The sequence below is a fragment of the Streptomyces dysideae genome (assembly GCF_001514305.1).
Taxonomy (GTDB): Bacteria; Actinomycetota; Actinomycetes; order Streptomycetales; family Streptomycetaceae; genus Streptomyces; species Streptomyces dysideae.
This window is the reverse complement of sequence record NZ_KQ949109.1, coordinates 22,483-49,094: the sequence shown is the minus strand read 5'-3', so window position 1 is coordinate 49,094 and position 26,612 is coordinate 22,483. Positions and strand designations below refer to the sequence as shown.

Here is a 26,612-nt window from a genome sequence, read left to right as displayed (position 1 = left end):
CTCGAACACGTTCACGGGATGCATGCCCCGTCGCACCCGCGACAGTCATGTCGAATCGTCAACGCCCAGGTGTTCGGCCACGGATGACGGACCGCGATCGGGGTAGACGAAGCCTGAACTGTGTCTTCCTGAGGCACCGGGGGGCCGTCGGCCGGGTGCCGCGGGCCTGTCCGGGTGGCATGTGCCCGGCGAGGGGCTGCAGTACGACACCACCGGAGTGCCCTGCCAAGCCGTTCACCCGCACAACCGCCACCTGACCGTCGCGCCCCGGCGAGGTGAGGCGAGCCGGTGCATCTGTCCCCGCCGGAGGCAGCCGCCCCGGTCGTCCCGCACGGCATCGGGCTCAGTCACCCGGGCGACATCGTGACCGCCGACGGCCGCCCCTTCTACCGATCCCGGTCTACCGACCCGGCCGTACTCGACGAAGAAGTGGGGCAGTTGGTGCTCGACGCGGAGGTCCTCCCGGAGCTGGTGCGCACGCTGCCCATGGACCGGGCGCCGAGCTCGCGAAACTGGCCGGAATCCGCTGGTGCCGGCCGGCCGCGGGGCCGCCCGCCCGACCCCCGTGCGGGAGGGCGGCCCCCGTTCTCCGTGATGGTCGTGCGGTCAGTGCAGCTTGTTGACGGCCGTGGTGGTCGTCTTCTTGAAGGCCTTGACCGGCGCGTCCTTGAAGGCGCCCATCTGCGACCACTCCACGACGGTGACGGTCCGTCCGTCCCGGCCGACGGAGAGGAGCCGGATGTCCATCGCGCCCCAGGAGGTGACGGTGTGCAGGCCGTGGACGCGGGCGCCCTCCTCGACGGGGAGCGTGCCGTAGTTCCGGTACTCGGCCTTGGTCTCCGGGTCGGACACCGCGATGCGCGTCGCGCAGTTCCGGAACGCCTTGTTCAGCCGGGTGGCGAGAGCCTTGGCCTTGGCAGTGCTGCCGACGACGACGTTCAGCTGCCGGGCACCGGTGTCCAGGTCGGTGTGGAAGGCGCGGTAGCGGGAGTCGTAGGCCAGGAGGGCCTCGCCCAGGCAGTACTGGAACTCGTCGGGCACGCCGTCGGTGACCTTGCCCGCGGTCCAGGAGGACGAGGGGTGCGGCGGGAGTTGGGACGCCGAGAGGAACTTCGGCGCGCTCGTCTTGGTGGTGGCGCCGGCCGGTGCGGCGGCGAGTGCGGTGCCGGCCGCGAGAACCGCGGCGACGAGTGCGGTGAGCGCGCCTGCTCTGGTGCGCTTGGGCATGGGTGTCCCCCGTGGAAGAGTGCGTGCAAGAGTGCGTGGATGTCCGACGTCACCGACGGCGGATGGTCTGTCCGGCTCTGGTCGGTGCGACACCAAGAGCATCAGCGGTCACAGGCGGCGGAGGCAAGCACTGCCGCCCGATCCGCGACGGTGGAACCATCCCAGGCCATCTGACGTGCAGGTATATGGGGTGCCTGGGATGCCGTCCCGGGACGGGGAGGACACGGGGAGAAACAGTGTCGGCACCACAGGACGAAGTCCACGAGTTCGCCGCGCTGCTGACGCGGCTGAAGGAACGCACGGACCGCAGTTACGGCCAGTTGGCCCGCCGCCTGAACATGAACACCTCCACGCTGCACCGCTACTGCGCCGGCGACGCGGTCCCCCTCGACTACGCCCCCGTCGAGCGCTTCGCCGCACTGTGCGGGGCGACGGCGGAGGAACGGCTGGAGCTGCACCGCCTCTGGCTCCTGGCGGTGGCGGCCCGGCAACGGCCGCGCACCCCCACGCCCACGCCCACGCCCAGCACCCCGGACGACACTGGGGACGGCTCCCCGACCCCGAGCCCGCACCCGGAGGAAGATCCCCACCGCCCCTGGTTCCGCCGCCGCTTACTGGTTACCGCGGCCGTGGCCACCGCGCTCCTCGCCACCCTCGGCAGCCTGGCCGCCCTGCCGGCCGACCGCCCGTCCGGGGACGTCACCGCCGAGGACGCGCCCTCCACCCGTACGACGGCTCCCGGCAGCTCCTCCCACCGGCCGCCGGGCACCACATCCCCCAGCCCTTCCCCCACCACCGGGTCACCGTCGACGGCCAAGCCGTCGGACAAAACCACCCCGAAGCCCACCGGGAAGGGCGGCGTCCCCTCCGGACCGGCCCAGGGAAAGAAGGAGTCCGCGCCCGTCGTCCCCCTCACCTGGACCGTCAACTCCCAGGTCTGGAACCAGGGTTGCGGCCACGACTACGTCATCGACAAGCCCCCGGCACAGGTCCCGCCGCCCCCGACCGCGCAGGACGCCGGGACATGGGCGGCGGCACAGGACGCCCTGCACGGCCGGGACACCAACGTGCAGATCTCGGTCCAGGGGCGCAGCTCCACGGCCGTCGTCCTGGAGGCGCTCCGGGTCCGCGTCGTCACGCGCGGCGCCCCGGTGCAGGGCAGCTCCTACTCCATGGACCAGGGCTGCGGCGGAGCACTCACCCCCCGCTTCTTCTCCGTGAACCTGGACGCCGACCGGCCCGTCGCCCACTCGGAGGCCGGCGGCGACGCCGAGGGGCCCATCCCGGCCATCCAGATGCCCTACCGTGTCTCCGCCGAGGACCCCGAGATCCTGCTGGTGACCGCGCGGACCGAGACCTGCGACTGCGCCTGGTACCTCGAACTGGACTGGTCCTCGCAGGGCCGCACCGGCACGGTCCGCATCGACGACCACGGCCGCCCGTTCCGCACGACGAGCATCAAGGGGCTGCCGCGCTACACCTACGACACCTCCGCACGCCAGTGGGTTCCCTACAGCTGAGGCCGGGGCACGGTCACCGCTCACACCTCCCAGACGGCAGCCGCCGTACGGTCGTCCGCGTATCCCTTGACCCTGACCTGGGCGTCCGCGAGGAACGCCGCGAGGCCGGGCGGCGCCGCCCCGGACCACCGGCCGGCGAGGTACTCGCACAGGTCCTGCTCCCCGCGCAGCGGTTCGGCGAGGCCGCCGGTGCACATCAGGAGCGTGTCACCCGGCCGGGCCACGGAGGCGCGGAAGCGGAAGGGTTCACGGGGTGGTTCGGGGGCGGGCTCGTAGGGGCTCGGGGGTGTGGTGATGCCGAGGTCCATGGTGAGCCGGTCGCCCTCGGTAAAAGGGGGCGCGGCGTCAGCCGCTCCGGTGGAGCCGGTGCCTGCACCGGGGGGCAGTGCGCCGAAGCCGACGACGGGCTCGCCGGTGACGTCGGTGACGCGCGGTTCGATGTCCTGCCAGTCGCCGTCCCGGAGCCGGAACAGTCCGCCCGCTCCGACGCCGAAGAAGACGCGCGTACGGCAGTCGGGGTCGGCGGGCAGGAGGAGGCAGCGCAGGCTCGCCGCGTACTCCTCCGGGTCCACGCCCTGTTCGGCGGCGGTGGCACGGAGTTTGCCGAGGCTGCGGTCGGTGAGGCGGTGCAGGCCGGACTTGAGGTCGCCGCGCCGCGCCGCCCGGATGTCCTCGGCAAGCCGGGCGTGACTGCGCCCCACGGCCCGGCCGATCCAGTGGCAGGCCTCGGCGGCGGCACGATGGGCGCCGGGGGTGGCGCGGGCGCCGGTGGCCATCGCGACGAGGACGAGTGCGTGTCCGCCGGTGCCGAAGCGGGCGGTGAGGAGGGAGTCGCGGCGGGGTTCGCCCCGGTAGCGGGCGGAGTCCCCGCGGACGGATACGGCGCGGAGGACGCAGGTGCCGTAGCGGGCGCCGTCGAGGACGGTGTCGGCGACCAGGTCGTCGAGGTCGTCCGGGTCGGCGGGGTGGGAGGGCGGTGGGTTCGGCGTCGTAGGTGGGTGGGCCGGAGCCGACGTAGTCGAGGGGCCTCGGGGGGAGAGTGGGGAGGTCGACCTGGGTGGCTGTCCGGGTGGGGGGTTCTTCGGTGGGCCGGCCTGTGCGGGGCGTCGGTGCCGGCGGGTCGGTCGCCTGCTCCGCGTCGGGAGGCAACCGGTCTCCGTCGGAAGGCATCCGGGAGGCCGGCACCGTCGTGACCGGTGGCGTCTCGGTCGAGGTCCCCCCTCCGGCCGTCGGCGCCGTACGCCCCCGAGCCTCCGCCGCCTCCACCTCCGCCTCCACCTCGAAGCCCGGCGGCCTCGGCAGCCCCGCCGGGAAGGTCGACGGGCCCCCGGATCCGCCCTCGGCGTTCACCGTCCCCGCCGCCGACGCGAAGCGGTCGTCCAGGGAGTCGGGTGCGGCTGTCGGTCCCGTGTCCTGGGTGGAGTCGTCGTACAGCTGCCCCCACCAGTCGTCCTCTTGCCCGGTGGGCTTTCCCCCCTGCTGGCTCATGCCGCTAATTGTCCACCGCACGGGCCGGATGAAAACGGGGCATCCGGAAAATCCGACCCGGCACGCCGTGTCGAACGGCGTATCGAGTGAGGACCCGAACAGGCGCACGAAACATGTCGCCGGGCAGTTTGCGTTTCCCCGGCCCCGCTGCCCAAAGCGGGCGAGGCGGGCGGTGGTTGATGCTGCGGTGGCGACACCTTGGCAGAGTGACGGGTGGTACGGCGATGATGTGCCGAGGCGGTTCCCGCCGTGGTCGTTTCCCCCCCACGGGCCGAACCGCGTGGCCGGTTTTCCGGGAAGGGACGCAGCCTGATGCTGGGAGCGATAGGTCTCGACGAGACGCACGAGTCGGCGTACCGGGCGCTGGTGTCCGTGGGCGCCGCCGACGTGCCCGACCTCGCGCGGCGGCTGACGCTCGGCGAACACGACACCGAGCGCGCGCTGCGCCGCCTGGAGCGGCACGGACTCGCGGCCCAGTCCCCCGCCCGGCCCGGCCGCTGGGTCGCCGCGCCGCCCGGGGCGGCCCTCGGCGCGCTGCTCACCCAGCGTCGGCACGAGCTGGAGAAGGCGGAGTTGACGGCGGCTCTGCTCGCCGAGGAGTACCGGGCGGCGGCCGCCGAGTCGGCCGTGCACGACCTGGTCGAGGTGGTGGTCGGGGCGGCCGCGGTGTCGCAGCGCTTCCTGCAGATCCAGCTCGGCGCGAGCAAGGAAGTGTGCGCGCTGGTCACCGGCCGCCCGGTCGCCGTCACCGGCATGGAGTACAACGCCGAGGAGCAGGCGGCCGGCCGCGGCGTCCGCTGCCGGGTGGTGCTGGAGCGCTCGGTCCTCGACCAGCCGCACGGCCTCGCCGAACTGTCCGCCGCGCTCGGCCGCGACGAGCAGGTACGGGTGGTGGACCAGGTGCCGACCAAGCTGGTGATCGCCGACCGGAGCCTCGCCCTCGTACCGCTCACCTCGCACACCTCGGGGCCGGCCGCGCTGGTGGTGCACGCGAGCGGGCTGCTGGAGCTGCTGTCCGGGCTGTTCGAGTCGGTGTGGCGGGAGGCGCTGCCGCTGCGGCTGGGATCGTCAGGCGTCAGCGAGGAGGAGCCGTCCGCCCCCGACGACACCGACCTGGAAGTGCTGTCGCTGCTGCTGGCGGGACTGACCGACGCGAGCGTGGCCAAACAGCTCGACCTGGGCCTGCGGACCGTGCAGCGGCGGGTGAAGCGGCTGATGGAGCTGGCCGGCGTGACGACCCGGCTGCAACTGGGGTGGCATGTGTACGAACGGGGCTGGGTGGCCCGCGAGCAACCCCAGTGACCTGGCTGACCTGCGCCTTCTCGGAGCCTCCGGCACTCTGGACAGATGGGAGTGGTGGACCTCCTCCTGGTCGGCCTGGTCCTTCTGCTCGGCCTGTGCGGAGTGCTGGTGCCCGGGGTGCCGGGGTCGTGGCTCGTGTGGGCCGCGGTGCTGTGGTGGGCGCTGAAGGATCCGCAGCCGGTCGCCTGGTGGGTGCTGGTCGGCGCGACGGTCGCGCTGTTCCTCTCCCAGGTGGTGCGCTGGGCCCTGCCGCCCCGCAGACTGCGGCACAGCGGGGCCACCCGCCGAATGGCCGTGTACGCCGGGCTCGGGGCGCTCCTCGGCTTCTTCCTCATCCCCGTGATCGGCGCGATCCCGGGCTTCATGGCCGGCATCTACGTCGAGGAACGGCTCCGTCTCGGCCGCCACGGCGAGGCGCGGGCCGCACTGCGGACGGCGATGCGCTCGGGCGGGTCGAGCGTGCTGGCGGAGCTGTTCACGTGCCTGCTGATCGCGGGGGCGTGGCTGGGGGCGGTGCTGTGGGGCTGACGTAGGCCCACGGCCGTAGGTCGCGCAGCCGATGTGCCCGGCGGGGCGGGCGTGCTTGGCTGACGTCCATGACGGAATTCAGCGAGGCGGAGCGTGCGTACCTGAAGTCGCAGCGGCTGGGACGGCTGGCCACCGTCGATCCCCAGGGCCAGCCGCAGGCGAACCCGGTCGGCTTCTTTCCGCAGGACGACGGGACGATCCTGGTCGGCGGCTACGCCATGGGCCGCACCAAGAAGTGGCGCAACCTGCGGAAGAACCCGAAGGTCGCCCTGGTCGTCGACGACATCGCGAGCGTACGGCCGTGGCGGGTGCGCGGGATCGACATCCGCGGGGAGGCGGAGCTGCTCACCGGTCCGCACGATCTGGGGCCGCACTTCAGCGAGGAGGTCATCCGCATCCATCCGCGGCGGATCCACAGCTGGGGCCTGGAGGACGACAAGGGCTGACGAGCCTCAGAGCGCGCCTTCCAGGGTGAGCAGCTCGACCTTGCGCTCGAGGCCGCCCGCGTATCCCGTCAGCGAGCCGTCGGCGCCGATCACGCGGTGGCACGGGCGGACGACGAGCAGCGGGTTGGCGCCGATCGCCCCGCCGACGGCGCGTACGGCGGCCCGGGAGGCGCCGATGCGCGCGGCGATCTCGCCGTAGGTCGTGGTCCCGCCGTAGGGGACGTCGTCGAGGGCCGCCCACACACGCTCCCGGAATTCACTGCCGTCGGTGCGCAACTCCAGCCGGAACTCCTTGAGTTCACCGGCGAAGTAGGCGGTGAGCTGTTCCTCGGCGGCACGGAAGAGGGCGGGGTCGCGGCGCCGGCCGTCCTGGACGGTGCGGCCGCCCTTCTGACCCCGGACGGAGAGGGAGGTCAGGGCGCCGGTGGCGGGGTCGGCGGTGAGGAGGAGGGGGCCGAGGGGGCTGTCGAACTCGGTCCAGTGGATCGGGATCGTGGTGGTCATGGTGGTTACTCCAACTCCCCTGCGATACGCAGGTGTTGCACGGCATAGGAGCGCCAGGGGCGCCAGCTGTCGGGGACGCCGGCGCCGGGCGGGGCGACGTCCGGGTCGCCGAGCGCGCGGGTGCGGATGACGGCGACGGTACGGGCGTCCAGTCCCGGCAGGGCGAGCAGCGCGTCCTGCGCGTCGTCCCGGTCGGCGCCCGCGTCGAGTCGTACGGCACCGTCGGCGAGAGCGGCGGTGAGGCTGCCCAGGGGGCCGTCGGGCTCGGCCTCGGCGAGGACGGCCGGTTCGGGGAACAGGTGAGTGAGGCTGCCGCAGGGCGCGTCGAGCGCCTTACCGTACCGCCGCACCAGCCCCTCGGCCACGCCCCGCCCCACCAGCGCCCGCACCGCCAGCTCCTCCGGATCAGCGGCACCGGGCGACCGCAGCCCGGGCCTGGCGGCGACCAGCGGGGCAAGCCCGGGATCGGCGCCGAGGCGCTCGTCGACGGCGTACGGATCGGCGTCGAGGTCGAAGAGGCGCCGGAGGCGTTGGACGGCGGTGGTCAGGTCGCGGGGGTCGGTGAGGCGCAGGCGGGCGTTGAGCCAGCCGCCGGGGTGGGTCGGTGCGGGTGGGGTGGGGGTTCGGGGCGCGCGGGGACCGGGGGTGGGGTGGGTGCTGCCGGGTGAGGGCTCCGAGGTGCCGGGGATGGCGGGGCGGGCAGCGCCGGGCGAGGCGTTGGGGACACCGGACGCGGTGTCGGGGTGGAGGTCGCTCGGCGGGGGCTCGAGCGTGCCGGACGCGGCGTCAGGGCGGGCAGCACCGGGCGAGGCGTTGGGGATACCGGACGCGGTGTCGGGGTGGAGGTCGCTCGGCGGGGGCTCGAGCGTGCCGGACGCGGCGTCAGGGCGGGCAGCGCCGGGCGAGGCGTTGGGGATACCGGACGCGGCAGCAGACTGGGCAACGCCGGGCGGGACCTCGGAGGTGCCCGACCCGGCATCGGGGTGAGCAGCGCCGGGCGAGACCTCGGCGGCAGGGTGGGCGTCGCCGGGCGTCGTCGTGGCGGCGGGAGGATCAGCCTCAGGATGAGCACCGCCGCGTGACGTCAAGGCGGTGCCGGGCGGGGGCTTCCGGGCCGGCCGGGCGCTGGTGTGAGCGCCGGGTCGGGGCTGCGGCGTGCCGGGGCGTTCGTCGACCGCGACGATTCCGGTGCCGTGGGGCAGCCGGAGGGTGCGTCGGTACGTCCGGTGACCGGGTGAGCCCGTCATCGCCTCGATGCCGGGGACGGCCTCGTGTTCCAGGAGGTCGAAGACGGCGGCGGCGTGATAGGGGCCGCGGTAGGCGAGGCGCAGCGGGATTCCGGCGGCCGGGGTGACGGCCGTACGCCGGTGGGCGGCGTGGGCGCCTCGCAGTTCGCTCGGGGTGCGGTCGTACACGGTCCGGATCGTGTCGTTGAACTGGCGCACACTGGCGAACCCGGACGCGAACGCGATCTCCGTGATCGGCAGCTCGGTGGTCTGCAGGAGCACACGCGCGGTGTGCGCCCGCTGGGACCGGGCGAGCGCGACAGGGCCGGCGCCGAGTTCGGCGGTGAGCTGGCGCTGCAGCTGGCGTGCGCTGTAGCCGAGCCGGGTCGCGAGGCCGACGACGCCCTCGCGGTCGACGATGCCGTCGCCGATCAGCCGCATCGCCCGGCCGACCACGTCGGCCCGTACGTTCCACTCCGCCGACCCCGGTACGGCGTCCGGACGGCACCGCCGGCAGGCCCGGAACCCGGAGCCCTGCGCGGCGGCGGCCGTCGCGAAGAACCGTACGTTGCGCCGCTTCGGCGTGACCGCCGGGCAGCTGGGACGGCAGTAGATACCGGTCGTCTCGACGGCGAAGAAGAACTCTCCGTCGAAACGGGCGTCCCTGCTCCGCACAGCCTCGTACCTGGTGTCCTCGTCCGTCATGGGTTCCAGTCTGGGCGAGGTCCAGGGGCCCTGCTGGCGGAAATCGGACACGGCGTTGGGGCCGGGCCGAGAGGTGGGGGCGCTTGCCCGCGCCGGCGGGGCGGCGCCTCCCCTCAGGACAGGCGCCGCCCCGAGCCGGCACAACCACCCGCAGACGGCACGGCACGACCACCCGGCGGCCGCGCCGCGTGGGCTAGCTCCAGCGGCCCCTCTTCGCCTCCATCGCCGCCTTCCCCTCCGCCCCCTTCCTCTTCCAGTCCCGCCTGATCTCCGCCCTCAGCCGTGCGTCCGTCTTGGCGACGATCCGCTGGTTCTCCCGGATGAGCTTGCGGTAGCTCTCCAGGCGGCGTACCGGGAGCTCGCCGGAGTCGATCGCGGCCTGGACCGCGCACCCCGGTTCGCTCTCGTGGGCGCAGTCATGGAAGCGGCACCGCTGGGCCAGTTCCTCGATCTCGGCGAAGACCTGGCCGACGCCGGTCTCGGCGTCCCAGAGGCCGACGCCGCGCAGCCCGGGCGTGTCGATGAGGACGCCGCCGCCCGGCAGCGCGAGCAGGTTGCGGGTGGTGGTCGTGTGGCGGCCCTTGCCGTCGGCGTCGCGGGTGGCCTGGACGTCCATGACGTCCTCGCCGAGCAGTGCGTTGGCGAGGGTCGACTTGCCCGCGCCGGACGCCCCGAGCAGCACGGACGTACCGCCGGAGACGACCGCGGTGAGGACGTCGAGCCCGTCGCCGTGCACGGCGCTGAGCGCGAGGACCGGCACTCCCGGCGCCGTCGCCTCCACGTCCTGGACGAGATGCGCGAGCGTCACCGCGTCCGGTACGAGGTCGGCCTTGGTGAGCACGACCACGGGCTGCGCCCCGGACTCCCAGGCCAGGGCCAGGAACCGTTCGATACGGCCGAGGTCGAGTTCGACGGCCAGGGACACGGCGACGATGGCGTGGTCGACGTTGGCGGCGAGGATCTGCCCCTCGGACCGCTTGGAGGAGGTGGAGCGCACGAAGGCGGTCCGGCGCGGAAGGAGCGTCTGCACGTAGCGCGGGTCGCTGCCTTCAGGGTCGACGGCGACCCAGTCCCCCGTGCACACGACCTTCATCGGGTCGCGGGGAACGACGAACTCGGTGTCCGCGCGGACGGTACCGACCGGTGTGATGACGTCGCACTGGCCGCGGTCGACCCGTAGGACACGGCCGGGCAGGAGACCCTGCTCGGCGTACTGGGCGAACTCGGCCTCCCGGTCCGCATCCCAGCCGTACGGCACGAGCGGATGCGAGGAAGACGAGGACGAACCCAGGAGAGAAGAGAAAGACAAGGGGTGACCCTTCACAAGGGTGGCCCCGGCACCGCGCGCACTGGCACGGGAGAAGAAAGGTCAGCCGGAGGCCACGGAGGTGGACTTGATGAACTTCCGGATGCGGGCAGCGCCCATCTCAACGACAGCCATCGGTCAACACCTCCCAGGTCATACGCAGCGAACAGCGGCGGCACGGAGCAGCCGCAGGAACGAACACGACCCTAGCCACCCGTCCCGACGATGCACCAGCGATTTTCAGCGCAGCACCTCGGCATGGCGAGGTCGCACTGCCCGCGGTCGACGCACAGCACGCGGCCGGGCACGAGACCGCGCTCGGCATTGTGAGCAAACGCGGCGGCCCAGTGGAGGTCCCAGCCGTAGGGAGTGAGGGCAGCGGACCTGAATTTGTGAGACATTACGACCTCGGCCTGTGGGATGGCCGGCCCGCGATCGCCTTCCTCCCGGACAGTGCGCAGGTCGTCCTGCAGGACCTCGAGGAGCCGGAACGGACTCGCCGCTGGCGCCTCCCACCGCGCACGCTGGTGTGCGACCTGCGGCTGCTCGGACCCGCACAGGACCCCGCCGTGCTGGTGGCAACGCACGAACAGAGCCTGCTGCGCTATGAGACCGGCCCGGACCATCCCGTTCACACTGCGCGGCTGGGCACCGAGGTGCTGTCACTCGCACCGGTGAGCGACGAACTGGTCGGCGTCGCCACCGCGACCGGCCTGCTCTGTCTCCGGCTGGCCCATGGGGTCGACCACTGACACCGGGCGCCGACCCGTTCTCGAATGGACCTGCTGGCCTACGCGTCGCTGTCCATCGACACCTGGCCGATCTTCACAGTGCCGGCCTCGGTCCAGCCGGCGCTCGTGCGGACGCACAGCGTGAACATGGTGCGGTAGCCGAAGTCGTCCCAAGCATCGCGGACGAGGAGCGCATCGAAGTCGTCCTCCCACGCGGTGTCCTCCGGGACTTCGGTCTGCTCCTTGAACTCGCCCTGGTTCGTCTCGTTCACCTCCTGTGTGAGGATGCGGGCAGCGCCCATCACAGAGACAGCCATCGGTCACACCTCGCGTTGCGTGCCCGAGCGCCTCACGCGTTCGTGCAGTCGTGCCCGTTCAGCGTGAAGTCGTACCCCGGGGAGTTCTTGCCCTGCCAGGAGGCGAGGAAGCCGAAGGCGAGGGTGCCGTCCGCGGCGACCGTCTTGTTGTAGTCGGCGGCCGACGCGGTGACGCGGGTGCCGTTCTGGGCGAAGCTCGCGTCCCACATCTGGCCGACCCGCTGGCCGTCCTTGAAGGACCAGGCGACGCGCCAGGTGTCGAGGGGTTCCTCGGTGGTGACCGTGATGGTCGCCTGGAAGCCGTCGGGCCATTCGTTGACCAGGTCGTACTCGACGCTGCAGACCGCCGGTTCGCCGCCGGCCGTGGAGGAGGTGGTGCCCTGGGGTTCCGGGTCGGGGTTCTTCGGCTTCCCCTTGTCGCCCTTCTCGTCCTCGTCCTCGTCCCCGTCCCTGTCCTCGGTGGGCGTCGCCGACGGGGCCGGGGACTCCGACGGGTTCGGCGTGGTGACGGACGGCAGGGAGAAGCCGGGGTCGGCGACCGGCTGGCGGTCTGAGGGGTCGCCGCCCGCCACGGTGCCGTCGCCGGAGCCGCCCGGCATCATCGAGACGGCGAGGGCGAGCACGGAGACCAGGACGGCTGCGACGAGGAGGCCGTTGCGTACGACGCGCGCCTTGTGCGCGGCCGCCGTCGGGGGTCCGCTCTGGCCGTCCCCCTGGTCGGGGCGGCCGGCGCCCAGCCGTACCTCGGCGGCTCTGCGGCGGCGCTCCAGGTAGGCGAGGCCGCCCCAGCCGATCACGCCGCCGGCGAGGGCGGCGGGCAGGCCGACGTTGTGCAGCCGCAGACAGGCGGCGGCATCGGCGCACTGCACGCAGGTGGCGAGGTGGCGGGAGAGGTCGTCCGGGATGCCGGCGGCGGGCGAGCGGGTGATGGCGTCGAGGAGGCGCGCGTAGCTGCGGCACTGCGCGTCCATCGGTGTGTCCTGCTGGTTGCGCCGGCAGCGGTCCTGGAACAGGCCGCGGACCTGGGCGAGTTCCTCGGACACGGTGGCCGGGTCGAGACCGAGCCGGCGGGCCACCACGGTCAGCGGCAGCGCCTCCACCTCGGCCAGCCACAGCAGCGCGGCGTCCGGTTCCTGCATGTCGCGCAGTCCGCGCAGCGCGAGCGGGCGCTGCAGGGGCATTCCGGCATAGCGGGCGGCCTTGTCGGAGTTGAGCCACAGGCGCAGGTCGGGGTCGAGTCTATGGCCCTGTCCGGCGGCCTCCCAACCGGCCGCCGCGTCGCGTACCGCGTTCAGCAGCAGGGGGATCCGGGGCAGTCGGGCCGGGCGGCGGCCTACGCTCCTGACGGGGTCGGTCTCGCCGGCGCGGACCTCGCGTATGCCGGCCGAGAACGCCTCCGTGGCAAGCTGGGTGGCCGCGTCGGAGCCGGCCGTGCACAGGTCGGCGTACGACAGCACCGCGTCCCAGCACTCGGAGAGCAGCGCGGCCTCAGTGGCGTCCTGAGGGGTCGGCAGGTCGGGCATGGGTCTCCTGCATCCACAAGCAAGGTCAACTCACCATATTGGCAACGGAGTTGGGGGGAACCTCGCGGCAGGACCCGAGCTTTTCACGTCACTCACACAACTGACAAGCTCTCTGTTCAGATGTCATGACAGGCGCTCCCGCCGCACCGCGCCGGTCCCATGACACCGACTCTGCCACTCCGGCCCCACAACTCCGGTGTGTTGTACGGACGCGACCGCCCTACGACTCAATCAGACCGTCAAAAATCAGACCGTCGCGGACTCCGCGGGCTCCCGCGCCGGGAGGCTGTCCATGAAGGAGCTCACCGAGAAGACCGCGCGGCCGGGGCCGGGCGGGCCGTAACCGGGCGGCGAGGAGAGGCCGAAGTCGTCCATCGTCGCGCGGTAGGCCTCCAGCAGGCGGATGTGGTACTCCAGCGGCGCGCCCTGCGGGTTGGCCTTGCCGAGCGGGGTCGTGGGCTCGGGGCACCAGGTGGTGAAGCGGGGCGTGATGCCGTGCGACATGAAGAAGCGCAGGCCCTCGGTGGTGGACGCGACGGCCTCGTCGACGGTGGTGAAGCCGAACGGCTCGGCCATCTCCACGCCGGCCACGAAGTTGGGGATGACGTTGCGGGCGCCGAACACGTCGGCGGAGTCGAGGATGCGCTTGTGCCACTCGTCGCGGCCGACGTAGCGCTCCTTGCCCGGGCAGTACAGCTCGAACAGTCGGCGGTCCCACACCTCGTAGTTGGGGTGGTAGATCTGCACGCCGTAGTCCTTGAACCGCTGCACGTCGTCACGCGGCAGCGCCTGTGCCACGACCTTGCCGATCCACCGGCCGGGGAAGCGCTCCTCGATGGCCTTGGCGTAGTGGCCGTAGAAGTCGGCCTCGTCGCGTCCGGCGACCGTCTTGGTGATGGCACCGCCGGTGAGGGTGTAGGCGGTGGAGGCCTTGGCGGTGTCGTACCGGTCGATGATCTCGAGCGCCTCGAGGACCTCTTCCACGTCCTTGACGCCCGTGTAGGGCCGTCCGGCGGCCTTGTGCTGACGCCAGTTGTGGTTGATGTCGCAGTACTGGCACTCCTCCTTGGCGCCGAAGTACTGGCAGACCCGGAAGACGGTGAGGTAGATCAGGTAACCCCACTGGATGGTCGGGGCGACCTCCATGACGGACTTCCCGTTGGACAGCGTGTGCCGGTAGTACTCGGGCATCGGCGGTACGCCGACGTCGGCGATCCGCTTGCCGTCGAGGTAGAGGCCGAGGACGCCGTCCTCTCCGGCGGCGACGCGGTAGGGCGAGGCCGGGTTCACGCGCACGGACACCACGGTCCGGCGCAGGTCGTACGGTCCTCCGGTGAGGATGATCTCCTCCGGCGGGCGCCTGAGCGCGGCCTCGCCGAGCTCAGGCAGGGTGCCGTGGTCGAAGGAGAAGATGAAGTACGACTTCGGCTTGACCTCACCACCCTCGTTGTCGCTGAGGGCGGACGGGTCGAAAGCCACCCCGCCCCGGAGCAGATCCTCCTTGAAGACGGCTTCCCGCGGAACGTGCGGGAATCGCTCCATCAGATCCTCGACCAGTGCGGTGCGGTTGCCCATCCGTGTCTCCTCCCGGCTCAGGCGTACAACTCCTCACGGTATGCCCACGCCTCCGGGTGAGCGGCGCCGGGGCCCCACGCGTGCGCGTGTTGACGTATCTGTCATGAGTTGCCGCGTACATCGGTCAGGCCACTCACGCCTCCCGCCCCAACGCCGCATAGTCCACCGCATACGCCAGCGCCCCGCCCCCCACCAGCCGCCCGGCCTCCTCCGCGACCGTAAGCCCCAGGCGGGACACCTCGTTGCCCTGGGAGCCCGCGAGGTGGGGTGTGATGAAGGCGTTGGGGAGGTCGAAGAGGGGGGAGTCGGCGGGGAGTGGTTCAGGGTCGGTGACGTCGAGGATCGCGCTGAGGCGGCCGGTGCGGAGTTCGGTGGTCAGGGCGTCGTGGTCGAGGAGGGAACCGCGCGCGGTGTTGATCAGAACCGCTCCGTCAGGCATCAGGGCGAGCTCGCGGGCGCCGATCAGGTGGTGGGTCTCGGAGGTTTCGGGGGCGTGGATGGTCACGATGTCCGACGTGCGCAGCAGGTCGGACAGGGACAGCAGGGGGACGCCGAGGGCCGCGGCCTCCGTCTCGCCGACGTACGGGTCGGTGAGGCTCGGCACCAGGTCGAAGGGGCGCAGCAGTTCGAGGAGGCGGCGGCCGATGCGGGAGGCGCCGATGACGCCGACGCGGCGGCCGTGGTTGCCGATGCCGGGGACGAGCGCCCAGCCGGGGTAGGTGCGCTCGGCGCGCAGCCGGTCCCGGGCGGCGAAGAGGTCTTTGCCGGCGAGCAGGATCATGGCGAGCGTGTACTCGGCGACCGGCACGGCGTTGGCGCCGGCCGCCGAGCTGACCGCGATGCCGCGCCGCCACAGCTCGGGGCCGGCCAGGCTCTTGACCGAGCCGGCCGAGTGCAGCACCGCGCGCAGCTTCGGGGCGGCGTCCAGGACGGCCGCGTCCAGGCGGGGGCAGCCCCAGCCGGTGACGAGGATCTCGGTGCGGGCGAGGGCCTCGGCGACGCGCTCGTCGGTTAAGTCCTCCGCCACCAGGCCGGGATCGATGTCCACGGACTCCCGCAGCCGTGCCAGCACCTGGGGCGGGAAGATGTGCGGCACGTTCTCCGCGGTCATGGCGAACAGCGCCTGGGGACGCTCGGGCAACGAAGTGGCCTTCCGCTCGACGGCTTGGGGACAGCAAGGCAACAGGACAGCAGAGCAGCGGGACAGCAAGCGGTTTCCAACGTAGGCGGCGGCGAATGAGAGGGTCAATGGACATGCACCCACCTGGACAGACGGCAGGGATGACAGGGATGACGGAGACGGTCACCAATTGGGCGGGCAACATCACCTACTCCGCCAAGGAACTGCACCGCCCGTACTCGCTCGGCACTCTCGGGGCCCTCGTGGCCGGGAGCGCGAAGGTGCGGGTGCTGGGCAGCGGGCACTCCTTCAACGAGATCGCCGAGCCGGGCGCCGAGGGCGTCCTGCTGACGGTCGCCGGCTTTCCGCCGGTGATCGACGTGGACTCGGCGGCCCGTACGGTACGGGTCGGGGGCGGCGTCCGGTACGCGGAGCTCGCCCGCGCCGTGTACGCGCACGGGCTGGCGCTGCCCAACATGGCGTCCCTGCCGCACATCTCGGTGGCCGGGTCGGTCGCGACCGGCACGCACGGGTCCGGCGTCGGCAACGGTGCGCTCGCCGCGGCCGTACGTGAGGTGGAGCTGGTCGTCGCCGACGGGTCGGCGGTGACCATCGGGCGGGGCGATGCCCGGTTCGACGGTGCCGTGACCTCGCTCGGTGCGCTCGGTGTCGTCACCGCCCTCACCCTCGACCTGGCGCCGTCCTTCGACGTCGAGCAGCATGTCTTCACCGAACTGCCGCTGGACGGGCTGGACTTCGAGACGTTCGAGACGGTGATGGCGTCGGCGTACAGCGTCAGCCTGTTCACCGACTGGCGCGGTCCGGGCTTCGGGCAGGTGTGGCTCAAGCGGCGAGTGGATCAGCCACTCGGCCGGTTCCCCTGGGCCGCGCCGGCCACCGAGAAGATGCACCCGGTGCCGGGGATGCCGGCGGTCAACTGCACGGAGCAGTTCGGGGTGCCGGGGCCGTGGCACGAGCGGCTGCCGCACTTCCGGGCGGAGTTCACGCCGAGCAGCGGGGCGGAGCTGCAGTCGGAGTATCTGCTGCCGCGGTCGTATGCCGTCGACGCGTTGCATGCAATCGACGGTATCCGGGAGACCGTCGCCCCCGTACTGCAGACCTGCGAGGTGCGGACGGTCGCCGCCGACGACCAGTGGCTGAGCCCCTCCTACGGGCGGGACACCGTGGCGCTGCACTTCACCTGGGTCGAGGACATGGCGGCCGTCCTGCCGGTGGTGCGGCGGCTGGAAGCGGCGCTGGACGACTTCGACGCGCGGCCGCACTGGGGGAAGGTGTTCGTCGTGCCGGCCGAGGTGCTGCGCGGGCGGTATCCGCGGCTGGGTGACTTCCGGGCGCTGGCGCGGGAGCTGGATCCGGCGGGGAAGTTCACCAACGCGTTTGTGCGGGAGATTCTGGGGGACTGAAGCCAGCCAGTGTCTTCCTGCAGGCCGTCGTCACCGTCGGACTTCGTAAACCCCCTTTCCTAACCCCTTGTCGAAAGGTCCGGCACGCCATAGCCTTGCGCCGCGCCGGTGCCGACGACGACCTCGGCCTGGGCATGGAAGGGACGGGGGCTGGCCTCGGTGCTGTGTTTTCCCGGGGACAACCCCCGGACCCCCGGCCGAGGGAATCGCACCGGCGCTTGCCAGAGAGGGGCGTTCGATGAAGCGCGGCACATCACGTGACATCCGTACCGCGAACCGCTACGAGGTGCTGCGCCAGATCATCGCCGCGTCGCCCACCTCCCGGCAGGAGCTGGCCGCCGCCACCGGGCTGAGCCTCGCCACGGTCGCCACCCTGGTCGGCGAGCTGCTCGAACTGCGCATGATCACCGAGGTCGGCTTCGAGGACTCGGCGGGCGGCCGCCCCCGGGGCCTCGTGGCCGTCAACGCCTCGGGCGGCGCGCTGATCGGCGTGGACATCGCGGAGACGTACGTCCATGTCGAGCTGTTCGACCTGGCGCTGAACGTGCTGGCCCGCGCCGAGGAGAACGTCCGCCCCGTCGAGAGCCGCCCCGAGCAGATGGTCGGCCATGTCACCGCCGCCGTCGGCTCGGTGGTCGCGCAGGCCGGCATCGAGGGCGCCCGGGTACTGGGCGTCGGCGTGAGCGTGCCGGGGCAGGTGGACCGCGCGACCGGCATCGCCGAGTACGCGCCCAACTGGGACTGGCACGACGTGCCGCTGCTCGACCTGCTCACCGAGCACATCGCCTACCCGCTCTACCTGGACAACCCGCTGCGTGCCGTCGCGGTGGCCGAGCTGTGGTTCGGGGCCGCCCGCGGGCGCGGGAACGCCGTGGTGGTCAACCTCGGGACCGGGGTGGGCGCCGGCCTCATCCTGGGCGGCGGGCTGCACCGGGGCGTGAGCAACAGTGCCGGCGAGTGGGGCCACACCACGATCGTTCTGGACGGACGCCTGTGCCACTGCGGCAACCACGGCTGCGTGGAGACGTATGTGGGCGCCCCCGGAATCATGCTGAATCTGCGGGAGCTGAGCCCCGGCAGCACGCTGCTGCACCCCGAGGACCAGACGGCCACCATCGCCGCGCTCGCCCAGGGGCTGCTCCGGCACGACCCGGTGGCGCTCGAGGTGGTCCGCAACACCGCCCGTTACCTCGGCGCCGGCATCGCCGACCTGGTCAATCTGTTCAACCCCGAAGTGGTCGTGCTCAGCAGCTGGGTCGCGGCCGCCCTCGGCGAGCCCCTGGTCGCCGAGGTGCGCGAGGCCGTCGCCCGGCACGCGCTGCCGCGGCCGATGGCCGCCACCGAGATCGTCCTCTCCCCGATCCCCACAGACCCGGCGTGTCTGGGCGCGGCGACGTTCGCGCTGGAAGGCGCGCTGCAGTCGGTCGGGCAGAGGAACGGAAAGAAACGCAGCACCCCCGCAAGGAGCCGTACCGCACCACCTTCATGACGACGGAAGGGATGCACGTGTCTCACCCCCACCCCAGAAGGTCAGCTGTGCTGACAGCCGCAGCCGCGCTGGCTGTCGCCGGCCCTCTCATATCCGCCCCGCCCGCCACCGCGGCCGACACCCCGGCCGCCCAGGTCTCCCCCCACGCCGCGCAGACCATCGACAACATCGGTGCATCCGGCGCCTGGTGGGTCAACGACCTGAAGAACTTCGACCCGAAGGTCCAGGCCCGGGTGGCGAGGCTGCTGTTCTCCTCCAGCGGCCTGGACCTGAGCACCTACCGCTACAACATCGGCGGTGGCGGCACCGCGGTCACCACCCCGTCCCGCGCCCCCGAGGACTTCCGGAACGACGACGGGACGTACGACTGGAGCAAGGACAAGGGCGGCCGTACGTTCCTGAAGTACGCGGCCGCGTACGGCGTCGAGGACCTGGTCGCCTTCGTTAACAGCGCACCCGCCGAGTGGAAGACCAACGGGCAGAGCTGCGGCGGCTACCTGAAGGCGGAGAACACCGAGGACTACGCGAAGTACATCGCGGACGTCACCGACCACTTCCGCAAGCGGGGCGCGAAGTTCGACTACATCAGCCCCTTCAACGAGCCGACGAACAGCTTCGAGGAGTGCGGCCAGGAGGGCATGCTGGTACCGGTCGACCAGCGCGACGACATCGTGCGGGCGCTGGGCGCCGAGCAGCGGGAGCGCGGGCAGCGGACCGGCATCATCGCGGACGAGTCCAGCAGCACGGTCGCCTTCAACAGCGAGCTCCCGGAGTGGATCGCACAGCCGGACACGGCCCAGTACGTCTCCAAGCTGGCCCACCACACGTACAACAACCCCGGTGACGACCAGCGGGCGAAGATCTACGAGACGTCGAAGTCGGTCGGCAAGCAGTCCTGGTCCACCGAGATCTGCTGCTTCGGCCAGGGTGGCACGGGCTGGGCCAAGGAGTACGACCCGACCATCGACGGCGGCCTGAACCTCTCGCGGATCATGTACAAGGACTTCGCGACCGCGCACGACTCGGCGTTCCACTGGTGGGTCGCGCTCTCCGAGATGATCGGCAGCGACCCGTACGCGCGCAACGACGACGGCTGGAACGACGGGTTGATCTACTACGACCCGGACTACGCCACCAACGGCAACCAGACGCTCTACTTCACCAAGCGGTACTACGCGCTCGGCCAGTACAGCAAGTTCGTGAAACCGGGGTCGGTCATGCACAACGTGACGGGCGCGCCGGACGGGGTCGAGGTCAGCACCTACGACCGGGACGGCAAGTGGGTGGTCGTGGTCAACAACCACAACACCACCGAGACCGCGCTGGACCTGCGGTTCAACAGCAAGAAGCCGCTGTGGGCGACCAAGGCGGTGCGGACCTCGGCCGACGAGAACTGGGCGAACGTCGCCAAGCCGGCGGTGCGCGGCGGCACGGTCTCCGCGTCGCTCCCGGCCCGCTCCATCACGACGTACGTCTTCGACCAGGTGCCCTTCGGGAGCTCGGCGGTCACCGGTGCCTGGCAGGGCAAGCAGTCCGGCAAGTGCCTGACGGCGGATGCCTCGGGCACCACGATCGCCACCTGCACGGGCGGTTCCGAGCAGTCGTGGTCGTACGACAAGCGCGGTGCGCTGAAGGGCCCGGGCGGCTATCTGACGGCCGGGAGTTCGGGGCTCGCGGCCTCCGCCGCCTTCACGGGTGACGCGGGCCAGCGCTGGCTGCTGAACGCCAACGGGCAGATCGTCAGCGAGGCTTCGGGCCAGTGTCTGGACGTCGGCGGGCAGGCGACCGCTGACGGCAGCAAGGTGGGTCTGTACACCTGCAACGGCGGAACCAACCAGGCGTGGTTCCGGCAGTGATCCGTAGGACCTGATGGGGAGGTGCGGGCCGCCGGTGCGGCGGCCCGCACCTTGTCACGTCCGGTATTCCGAACGCTACACAACGCTTCGAACAGACTTCGTCCAACCCCTTGCCGAAGCCTTAGCCGAAGGTTAACGTCCCGCTCCGCAACCTCATTTGAGCCACCTGACGCTGAGCGACAGAGCCGCAGCCGTACACATCGAGACAAGGACGTCAGCATGTCGGCATTGAGCAACAGCAACTGGAACCGCCGAACCGTTCTGCGGGCCGCCCTGGGCCTGACCGCCGCCGGCGGACTGGCCGCGTGCGGCGGCAACAACGGCCGTGGCAGCGGTGGCGGTTCGGGGACGAACCTGACCCAGTACTTCCACGCCTACGGCGAGGCGGGCACCGAGCAGGCCATCAAGAAGTACGCGAAGGCCTACGGCGAGGCGAACGTGACCACGCAGTGGATCACCAGCGCCGACTTCGAGAGCAAGCTCTTCGCGACGCTGCTCACCGACAACGCGCCCGACCTGTTCGAGTTCCACCCGCAGATCCAGATGATCAAGAGCGGTCAGGTGGCGGACCTGACCGACATCATCGAGCCGGTCAAGGACGACTTCAACCCGGCGGACATCCAGTCGCACACGGTGGACGGGAAGATATACGGCGTCCGCATGATCGACGACCCGCAGTTCTTCTTCTACCGCAAGTCGATGCTGGACAAGGCGGGCGTCGAGGTGCCGACCACGCTCGACGAGCTGATGGAGGCCGCCGCCAAGCTCACCACCAGCAAGGTCAAGGGCCTGTACATGGGCAACGACCTGCACAACGTCATCAGGCCGATGATCTGGTCGGCCGGCGCCGACACCCTCAACGAGAAGAACGAGATCGCCTACCACACGGACGGCGTCATCGAGGGCCTGAAGAAGATGCGCAAGCTGTTCACCAGCGGCAACCTTCTCCTCGGCGCACCGACCGAGTCCTGGGACCCCTCCTCACTCAACCAGGGCCTGTGCGCCATCCAGTTCTGCGGCATGTGGGCGATGCCGGGGATCCAGGACGCGCTCGGCGACGACTGGGGGGTCTTCCCCTTCCCGAAGACCATCGACTCCGGCAAGCAGTCCGTCTACAACGGCGGCTGGTCGATGTTCGTCAACGCCAAGGGCAAGAACGTCGAGGCCGCCAAGGAATACGTGAAGTGGCTGTGGATCGACCAGAAGGAGTACCAGGAGGACTGGGCCACTTCCTACGGCTTCCACATTCCGCCGCGCACCTCGCTCGCGGAGTCCGCCACCAAGCTCAAGACAGGCAACGCCGCTGAGGGCGTCCGGCTCTTCAACGAGTTCGGGCACTTCGACAACATCGGCTGGACCCAGGCCATGATCACCGCCCACGAGGACGTCTTCGCCAACTGCGTCCGCAAGGACATGGACCCGGAGGCCGCCCTCGACAAGGCCGACATTGCCGTCAACCGCGAGCTCAAGAAGCTGTTCGGATAGACCGCGGGACGGACCACGACGATGTCGACGACCAAGACGCGCGACCTCGCGCGCCCCGCCCCGGCGAAGGCCTCACCGGCCAAGCCGCGGCGGGGTCTGCGGGGCAGCCCCACCTTCAACTTCTGGCTCTTCACCGGGCCGTTCCTCATCGGCCTGGCGATCTTCGTCTACGCGCCGATCCTCTGGAGCCTCTGGCTCAGCTTCTTCGAGGCCCGCTTCACCGTCACGCCCGACAAGTTCATCGGCTTCGAGAACTACACGTACATGCTGACGAACGACGACTTCGTCGGCTCGCTCGGCACCTTCACCGTCTTTGCCGCGTTCATCGTGCCCACCACCTGGGCGCTCTCGCTGGGCCTGGCCCTGCTGGTGAACCGGCTGCGCTTCATGCGGGCGTTCTTCCGGTCGGTGTTCTTCCTGCCGACCGCGTGCAGTTACGTGGCCGCCTCGCTGATCTGGAAGATGTCCATCTTCAGCGGCGTCCGCTTCGGCCTGATGAACACGGTCCTCGGCTGGTTCGGGATCGAGAACATCGCCTGGCTGGCCGACCCCAATCCGCCCTGGTACTGGCTGGTCATCGTCACCGCGCGACTGTGGCTGCAGGCCGGCTTCTTCATGATCCTGTTCATCGCGGCGCTGCAGAACATCCCGGACGAGCTGTACGAGGCCGCCGCCATCGACGGCGCCAAGCCGGGCTGGCAGACCTTCCGGTACATCACCCTGCCCCAGCTGCGCGCCACGTCCACCGCGGTGATCCTGCTGCTGCTGATCGCCGCGTACCAGGCCTTCGACGAGTTCTACAACCTGCTGTCGAAGACCACATGGGGCCGTCCGCCCCTCGTCGAGCTGTACCACAAGGCCCTGGGCGAGAGCCAGGACTACGGCGCCGGCAGCGCGGGCGCGGTCATCCTGACCGTGCTGATCTGTGCCGTGACCCTGCTCCAGGGCAAGATCATGGGCTTCGGAAGGGGGGAGGAGTCCAAGTGACCACCACGATGCCCGAGGTGCGGGAATCCGCGCCGTCGTCAGGCAGGCCCCGCCGCGCCGGGCGCGGTGGCGGCGTGATGAGCTCCACCGGCCTCTACATCGCCACCGGGATCGCCGGTTTCCTCTTCCTGGTCCCGTTCTACCTGATCATCCGCAACGCCCTCTCCACGGACGCCGAGATCACCGGAGAGAACTGGAAGTTCTTCCCCACGGACATCCAGTGGGGCAACATCGGCGAACTGTTCACCGACGACACGGTGCCCTTCGCCCAGTCCCTGTGGAACTCGGCGATCGTGGCCACCCTGCACACCGTCGGAGTCCTGCTGGTGTGCTCCCTGGCCGGCTACGGGCTGGCCCGTATCCCGTACAAGCACGCCAACAAGGTCTTCTACGCCGTGCTGGGCACCCTGATGGTCCCCACCGCCGTCACCTTCGTGCCCAGCTTCGTCCTGGTCTCGTCGCTCGGCTGGGTGGACACGTACCGGGGTCTCATCATTCCGGGGCTGTTCAGTGGTTTCACCTGTTTCCTGTTCCGGCAGTACTTCCTGGGGTTCCCCAAGGAGCTGGAGGAGGCCGCGCGTGTGGACGGACTGGGCTATTGGGGTGCGTACTGGCGCATCGTGGTGCCCAACTCGCTGAACTTCTTCGCGGCGATGGCGACCATCACCTTCATCAACGGCTGGAACTCCTTCCTGTGGCCGCTGGTCATCGGCCAGGATCCGGGTTCGTGGACCGTTCAGGTCGCGCTCTCCAACTACATGACCAACCAGACGGTCGTCTTCCATCTGATCTTCATGGCCACCGCCTTTTCCATCCTGCCCCTGGTGTTCGTCTTCCTCTTCCTCCAGCGCTGGCTGGTCCAGGGGATCGCACAGACCGGCATCAAGGGCTGACACCTCCTTATCCCAAGACCAGGAGACCGATGTCTTTCCGCACCACCCCATCCGTCGACTACGTCGAGGACGTCTCACCCGGCAGCGGGGCCCTCCCGCCCCGCGCCTGGTACGCGTCCTCGGACGCGACGTCCCTCTCGCTGAACGGGAGCTGGCGCTTCCGGCTGTCTGCGACCGCCGACGCCGAGGACGACTCGTTCGCCGGGGACGGGTACGACGCCGCGGACTGGGCCGAGGTCACGGTGCCCGGCCACTGGGTCCTGCAGGGCCAGGGCGCCTTCGGGCTGCCGATCTACACCAACCACCTCTACCCCTTCCCGGTCGACCCGCCGCACGTCCCGACGGAGAACCCGACCGGCGACCACCTGCGGACCTTCGACCTGCCGGCGGACTGGCCGGCCGACGGTGGCGCCGTCCTGCGCTTCGACGGCGTGGAGTCCTGCGCCCGCGTCTGGCTGAACGGCACGGACATCGGCGAGTTCAAGGGCTCCCGGCTGCCGCACGAGTTCGCGGTCGGCCATCTGCTGAAGCCGTCCGGCAACGTCCTCGCGGTCCGGGTCCACCAGTGGTCGGCGGGCTCGTACCTGGAGGACCAGGACCAGTGGTGGCTGCCCGGCATCTTCCGTGACGTGACGCTGCTGCACCGCCCGGCGGGCAGCGCGCTCGACTTCTTCGTGCACGCCTCCTACGACCACGTCACGGGCGAGGGCACCCTGCGCGTCGACTCCGACGTCGACGGGCGGGTGAGCGTGCCCGGCCTCGACATCGATGTCGCGACCGGCGAGTCGGTGACGGTCGCGGTCGCGCCGTGGTCGGCGGAGACGCCGAAGCTGTACGACGGTGAGCTGGCGACGGAGGGCGAGCGGGTCCCGCTGCGCGTCGGGTTCCGTACCGTCGTCCTCGAGGACGGCCTGATCAAGGTCAACGGCAGGGCGATCCTGTTCAAGGGCGTCAACCGGCACGAGTGGCACCCCGAGAAGGGCCGCACGCTCGACCTGGAGACCATGCGCGAGGACGTGCTGCTGATGAAGCGGCACAACCTCAACGCCGTGCGCACCTCCCACTACCCGCCGCACCCGGCGTTCCTGGACCTGTGCGACGAGTACGGCCTGTGGGTCATCGACGAGTGCGACCTGGAGACCCACGGCTTCACCGAGCAGGCCTGGCGCGACAACCCCGTCGACGACGACCGCTGGACCCCGGCCCTCCTGGACCGCGCCGCCCGCATGGTCGAGCGGGACAAGAACCACCCGTCGGTCGTGTTCTGGTCGCTCGGCAACGAGGCGGGCACCGGACGCGGTCTGACGGCGATGGCCGAGTGGATCCACGGCCGGGACGCCTCGCGGCTCGTGCACTACGAGGGCGACTGGAACTGCCGGGACACGGACGTCTATTCGCGGATGTACGCCAACCATGCCGAGGTCGAGCAGATCGGCAAGGAACTCGACGGCGGCACCCACAAGCGGCGTCAACTCCCCTTCATCCAGTGCGAGTACGGGCACGCCATGGGCAACGGCCCGGGCGGACTCGCCGACTACCAGGAGCTGTTCGAGAAGTACGAGCGGATCCAGGGCGGCTTCATCTGGGAGTGGATCGACCACGGCATCAAGCACCCCGAGCTGGGCTACGCCTACGGCGGCGACTTCGGCGAGGAGCTGCACGACGGCAACTTCGTCTGCGACGGGCTGATCTTCCCGGACCGGACGCCCTCCCCCGGGCTCGTGGAGTACAAGAAGGTCATCGAGCCGGTCCGTATCGAGGGCGACGGCGCGGACGGCACCGTACGGGTGACCAACAAGTACGACTTCGCCGACCTGTCGGCGCTCGCGTTCGAGTGGTCGTACCAGGTGGACGGCGAGACGGTCGAGGCGGGCACGCTGTCGGTGCCGTCGCTGGCACCGGGCGAGTCGGCCGACGTGAAGCTGCCGGAGCCGCCTGCCGACCGGCGTGGCGGTGCGGAGACGCAGTGGACGGTGCGGGCGCTGCTGGCGTCGGACACCGCGTGGGGCAGGAAGGACCACGAGGTCGCGTGGGGCCAGTTCCCCGTCTCGGCGCGTCCGGCGCCCTCCGTCGCCGCGACCGACCGGCCCACCGCGAGCGAGAAACTGATCTACCTCGGCCCGGCCTCCTTCGACGTGCGCACCGGCGCGCTGAAGACGATCGGCGGCGTCGAGGTGACCGCGCCGCATCTGGACGTGTGGCGGGCGCCCACCGACAACGACGACGGCATGGACTGGCAGACCGAGACCCGTATCGGGAGCCTGTGGCGCAAGTACGGGCTGCACCGTATGCGCCACCGCCTGGACGGCGTCGAGTTGAGCGACGACGCGCTGACGGTACGGACCCGGGTGGCGCCCGCCGCCTGGGAGGTGGGCCTCGCCACGGCGTACCGCTGGACCTCCGACGGCGACCGGCTGAAGCTGACCGTGTCCGTGACGCCGGAGGGCGACTGGGCGGTGCCGCTGCCCCGGCTCGGCATCCGGTTCGGGCTGCCCGAGGCGGACGCCGTGAAGTGGTTCGGCGGCGGTCCCGGTGAGGCGTATCCGGACAGCAGGATGGCGTCGGCGGTCAGCCGCTGGCAGTCGACTGTGGACAATCTGCAGACGCCCTACCTCCGCCCGCAGGAGAACGGCGCCCGCGCCGACGTCCGCTGGGTGGAGCTCGGCGGGCTGCGGATCGAGGGCGACCCGGAGTTCTGGTTCACCGCGCGCCGCTGGACCACCGAGCAGCTGGACGCCGCCCAGCACCTCACCGACCTCACGCCGGACGACACGGTCTGGGTGAACCTCGACCACGGCCAGCACGGCATCGGCTCGCAGTCGTGCGGGCCGGGCCCGCTGCCGCAGTACTTCCTGCGGGCGGAGCCGGCGGAGTTCTCGTTCGTGTTCTCGGCCCTCGGGTGAGAAGACAGTTAATCGATTGACCGATTGATCGACTTTCCGACACTGTCGGGACGTCGC

Annotated in this window: 20 protein-coding genes and 1 pseudogene; 12 read left to right on the top strand and 9 right to left on the bottom strand. The window is 70.9% G+C overall.

The genetic code is table 11. The annotated features are described in order from the left end of the window. Positions 1-606 precede the first annotated feature (606 nt). Positions 607-1,227, bottom strand: coding sequence for a hypothetical protein (locus AQJ91_RS38140; RefSeq protein ID WP_067031300.1), 621 nt, complete (start codon positions 1,225-1,227; stop codon positions 607-609). A gap of 185 nt (positions 1,228-1,412) precedes the next feature. Between AQJ91_RS38140 and AQJ91_RS38135 the strand changes: the two genes are divergently transcribed. After that, positions 1,413-2,747, top strand: coding sequence for a helix-turn-helix domain-containing protein (locus AQJ91_RS38135; protein WP_067031297.1), 1,335 nt, complete (start codon positions 1,413-1,415; stop codon positions 2,745-2,747). A gap of 20 nt (positions 2,748-2,767) precedes the next feature. Here AQJ91_RS38135 and AQJ91_RS38130 read toward each other — a convergent pair. Further along, positions 2,768-4,235, bottom strand: a pseudogene (locus AQJ91_RS38130) (protein phosphatase 2C domain-containing protein). Between the two features lie 312 nt (positions 4,236-4,547). On the opposite strand from AQJ91_RS38130, the gene AQJ91_RS38125 reads away from it, so the two are divergent. The 3 genes from AQJ91_RS38125 (at position 4,548) to AQJ91_RS38115 (ending at position 6,511) form a co-directional block, all read left to right on the top strand. After that, a complete protein-coding gene (locus AQJ91_RS38125; protein ID WP_067031294.1) occupies positions 4,548-5,537 on the top strand; it encodes a helix-turn-helix domain-containing protein in 990 nt (329 codons plus the stop codon). A 45-nt stretch (positions 5,538-5,582) separates the two neighbouring features. After that, on the top strand, positions 5,583-6,065 hold the full coding sequence (locus AQJ91_RS38120; protein WP_067031292.1) for a DUF456 domain-containing protein: 483 nt from the start codon (positions 5,583-5,585) through the stop codon (positions 6,063-6,065). Between the two features lie 68 nt (positions 6,066-6,133). After that, positions 6,134-6,511 (top strand): PPOX class F420-dependent oxidoreductase, encoded by a 378-nt coding sequence (locus tag AQJ91_RS38115; protein WP_067031289.1) that lies wholly within the window; start codon positions 6,134-6,136, stop codon positions 6,509-6,511. A 6-nt stretch (positions 6,512-6,517) separates the two neighbouring features. Here AQJ91_RS38115 and AQJ91_RS38110 read toward each other — a convergent pair whose 3' ends face one another. The 3 genes from AQJ91_RS38110 to rsgA all read right to left on the bottom strand — a co-directional run bounded on the left by AQJ91_RS38110 (position 6,518) and on the right by rsgA (position 10,255). Then, positions 6,518-7,015, bottom strand: coding sequence for a methylated-DNA--[protein]-cysteine S-methyltransferase (locus AQJ91_RS38110; RefSeq protein WP_067031286.1), 498 nt, complete (start codon positions 7,013-7,015; stop codon positions 6,518-6,520). A gap of 5 nt (positions 7,016-7,020) precedes the next feature. Then, on the bottom strand, positions 7,021-8,946 hold the full coding sequence (locus AQJ91_RS50870) for a DNA-3-methyladenine glycosylase 2 family protein (protein ID WP_079085530.1): 1,926 nt from the start codon (positions 8,944-8,946) through the stop codon (positions 7,021-7,023). Between the two features lie 193 nt (positions 8,947-9,139). After that, positions 9,140-10,255 (bottom strand): ribosome small subunit-dependent GTPase A, encoded by a 1,116-nt coding sequence (gene rsgA / locus AQJ91_RS38095; protein ID WP_199848128.1) that lies wholly within the window; start codon positions 10,253-10,255, stop codon positions 9,140-9,142. Positions 10,256-10,644: 389 nt separating this feature from the next. Between rsgA and AQJ91_RS54040 the strand changes: the two genes are divergently transcribed. Further along, complete coding sequence (locus tag AQJ91_RS54040; protein ID WP_067031283.1) at positions 10,645-11,004, top strand: hypothetical protein; 360 nt, start codon at positions 10,645-10,647, stop codon at positions 11,002-11,004. 38 nt (positions 11,005-11,042) lie between these two features. Here the strand turns inward: AQJ91_RS54040 and AQJ91_RS38085 are convergent, their stop codons facing one another. The 4 genes from AQJ91_RS38085 to AQJ91_RS38070 all read right to left on the bottom strand — a co-directional run bounded on the left by AQJ91_RS38085 (position 11,043) and on the right by AQJ91_RS38070 (position 15,539). Beyond that, positions 11,043-11,300, bottom strand: a complete 258-nt coding sequence (locus AQJ91_RS38085) for a hypothetical protein (RefSeq protein WP_159054743.1) — start codon at positions 11,298-11,300, stop codon at positions 11,043-11,045. Between the two features lie 32 nt (positions 11,301-11,332). Further along, positions 11,333-12,823 carry a cellulose-binding domain-containing protein gene (locus AQJ91_RS38080; protein WP_067031277.1) on the bottom strand — a complete coding sequence of 497 codons (1,491 nt, stop codon included), beginning with the start codon at positions 12,821-12,823 and terminating at the stop codon, positions 11,333-11,335. 246 nt (positions 12,824-13,069) lie between these two features. Beyond that, positions 13,070-14,398 carry a radical SAM protein gene (locus tag AQJ91_RS38075; RefSeq protein ID WP_067031274.1) on the bottom strand — a complete coding sequence of 443 codons (1,329 nt, stop codon included), beginning with the start codon at positions 14,396-14,398 and terminating at the stop codon, positions 13,070-13,072. Between the two features lie 133 nt (positions 14,399-14,531). After that, on the bottom strand, positions 14,532-15,539 hold the full coding sequence (locus tag AQJ91_RS38070; protein WP_067031271.1) for a hydroxyacid dehydrogenase: 1,008 nt from the start codon (positions 15,537-15,539) through the stop codon (positions 14,532-14,534). Between the two features lie 149 nt (positions 15,540-15,688). On the opposite strand from AQJ91_RS38070, the gene AQJ91_RS38065 reads away from it, so the two are divergent. The 7 genes from AQJ91_RS38065 to AQJ91_RS38035 all read left to right on the top strand — a co-directional run bounded on the left by AQJ91_RS38065 (position 15,689) and on the right by AQJ91_RS38035 (position 26,555). Next, positions 15,689-16,942, top strand: a complete 1,254-nt coding sequence (locus AQJ91_RS38065) for a D-arabinono-1,4-lactone oxidase (RefSeq protein WP_067031268.1) — start codon at positions 15,689-15,691, stop codon at positions 16,940-16,942. Between the two features lie 238 nt (positions 16,943-17,180). Then, entirely contained in the window at positions 17,181-18,431 is a 1,251-nt protein-coding gene (locus AQJ91_RS38060) for an ROK family transcriptional regulator (protein ID WP_067031265.1), read from the top strand. A gap of 11 nt (positions 18,432-18,442) precedes the next feature. Next, complete coding sequence (locus tag AQJ91_RS38055) at positions 18,443-20,287, top strand: glycoside hydrolase (protein WP_079085540.1); 1,845 nt, start codon at positions 18,443-18,445, stop codon at positions 20,285-20,287. A 219-nt stretch (positions 20,288-20,506) separates the two neighbouring features. Further along, complete coding sequence (locus tag AQJ91_RS38050) at positions 20,507-21,772, top strand: ABC transporter substrate-binding protein (RefSeq protein ID WP_067031260.1); 1,266 nt, start codon at positions 20,507-20,509, stop codon at positions 21,770-21,772. 21 nt (positions 21,773-21,793) lie between these two features. Beyond that, a complete protein-coding gene (locus AQJ91_RS38045) occupies positions 21,794-22,759 on the top strand; it encodes a carbohydrate ABC transporter permease (RefSeq protein ID WP_067031257.1) in 966 nt (321 codons plus the stop codon). An 8-nt stretch (positions 22,760-22,767) separates the two neighbouring features. After that, positions 22,768-23,652 carry a carbohydrate ABC transporter permease gene (locus tag AQJ91_RS38040; RefSeq protein ID WP_067031449.1) on the top strand — a complete coding sequence of 295 codons (885 nt, stop codon included), beginning with the start codon at positions 22,768-22,770 and terminating at the stop codon, positions 23,650-23,652. A gap of 29 nt (positions 23,653-23,681) precedes the next feature. Further along, the gene (locus AQJ91_RS38035; RefSeq protein ID WP_067031254.1) at positions 23,682-26,555 is read left to right on the top strand and encodes a glycoside hydrolase family 2 TIM barrel-domain containing protein; all 2,874 of its coding nucleotides are present in this window, start codon (positions 23,682-23,684) and stop codon (positions 26,553-26,555) included. Positions 26,556-26,612 lie beyond the last annotated feature (57 nt).

Excerpts from the sequence above, each read along its gene's own strand:
- AQJ91_RS38075 (WP_067031274.1), bottom strand. The coding sequence starts at position 14,398 with ATGGGCAACCGCACCGCACTGGTCGAGGATCTGATGGAGCGATTCCCG.
- AQJ91_RS38125 (WP_067031294.1), top strand. The coding sequence starts at position 4,548 with ATGCTGGGAGCGATAGGTCTCGACGAGACGCACGAGTCGGCGTACCGG.
- AQJ91_RS38065 (WP_067031268.1), top strand. The coding sequence starts at position 15,689 with ATGACGGAGACGGTCACCAATTGGGCGGGCAACATCACCTACTCCGCC.
- AQJ91_RS38055 (WP_079085540.1), top strand. The coding sequence starts at position 18,443 with ATGCACGTGTCTCACCCCCACCCCAGAAGGTCAGCTGTGCTGACAGCC.
- AQJ91_RS38035 (WP_067031254.1), top strand. The coding sequence starts at position 23,682 with ATGTCTTTCCGCACCACCCCATCCGTCGACTACGTCGAGGACGTCTCA.
- AQJ91_RS38110 (WP_067031286.1), bottom strand. The coding sequence starts at position 7,015 with ATGACCACCACGATCCCGATCCACTGGACCGAGTTCGACAGCCCCCTC.
- AQJ91_RS38045 (WP_067031257.1), top strand. The coding sequence starts at position 21,794 with ATGTCGACGACCAAGACGCGCGACCTCGCGCGCCCCGCCCCGGCGAAG.
- AQJ91_RS38085 (WP_159054743.1), bottom strand. The coding sequence starts at position 11,300 with ATGGCTGTCTCTGTGATGGGCGCTGCCCGCATCCTCACACAGGAGGTG.
- AQJ91_RS38080 (WP_067031277.1), bottom strand. The coding sequence starts at position 12,823 with ATGCCCGACCTGCCGACCCCTCAGGACGCCACTGAGGCCGCGCTGCTC.
- AQJ91_RS38120 (WP_067031292.1), top strand. The coding sequence starts at position 5,583 with ATGGGAGTGGTGGACCTCCTCCTGGTCGGCCTGGTCCTTCTGCTCGGC.
- AQJ91_RS38135 (WP_067031297.1), top strand. The coding sequence starts at position 1,413 with ATGGGGTGCCTGGGATGCCGTCCCGGGACGGGGAGGACACGGGGAGAA.
- AQJ91_RS50870 (WP_079085530.1), bottom strand. The coding sequence starts at position 8,946 with ATGACGGACGAGGACACCAGGTACGAGGCTGTGCGGAGCAGGGACGCC.
- AQJ91_RS38050 (WP_067031260.1), top strand. The coding sequence starts at position 20,507 with ATGTCGGCATTGAGCAACAGCAACTGGAACCGCCGAACCGTTCTGCGG.
- AQJ91_RS38140 (WP_067031300.1), bottom strand. The coding sequence starts at position 1,227 with ATGCCCAAGCGCACCAGAGCAGGCGCGCTCACCGCACTCGTCGCCGCG.
- AQJ91_RS38115 (WP_067031289.1), top strand. The coding sequence starts at position 6,134 with ATGACGGAATTCAGCGAGGCGGAGCGTGCGTACCTGAAGTCGCAGCGG.
- AQJ91_RS38060 (WP_067031265.1), top strand. The coding sequence starts at position 17,181 with ATGAAGCGCGGCACATCACGTGACATCCGTACCGCGAACCGCTACGAG.
- AQJ91_RS38040 (WP_067031449.1), top strand. The coding sequence starts at position 22,768 with ATGCCCGAGGTGCGGGAATCCGCGCCGTCGTCAGGCAGGCCCCGCCGC.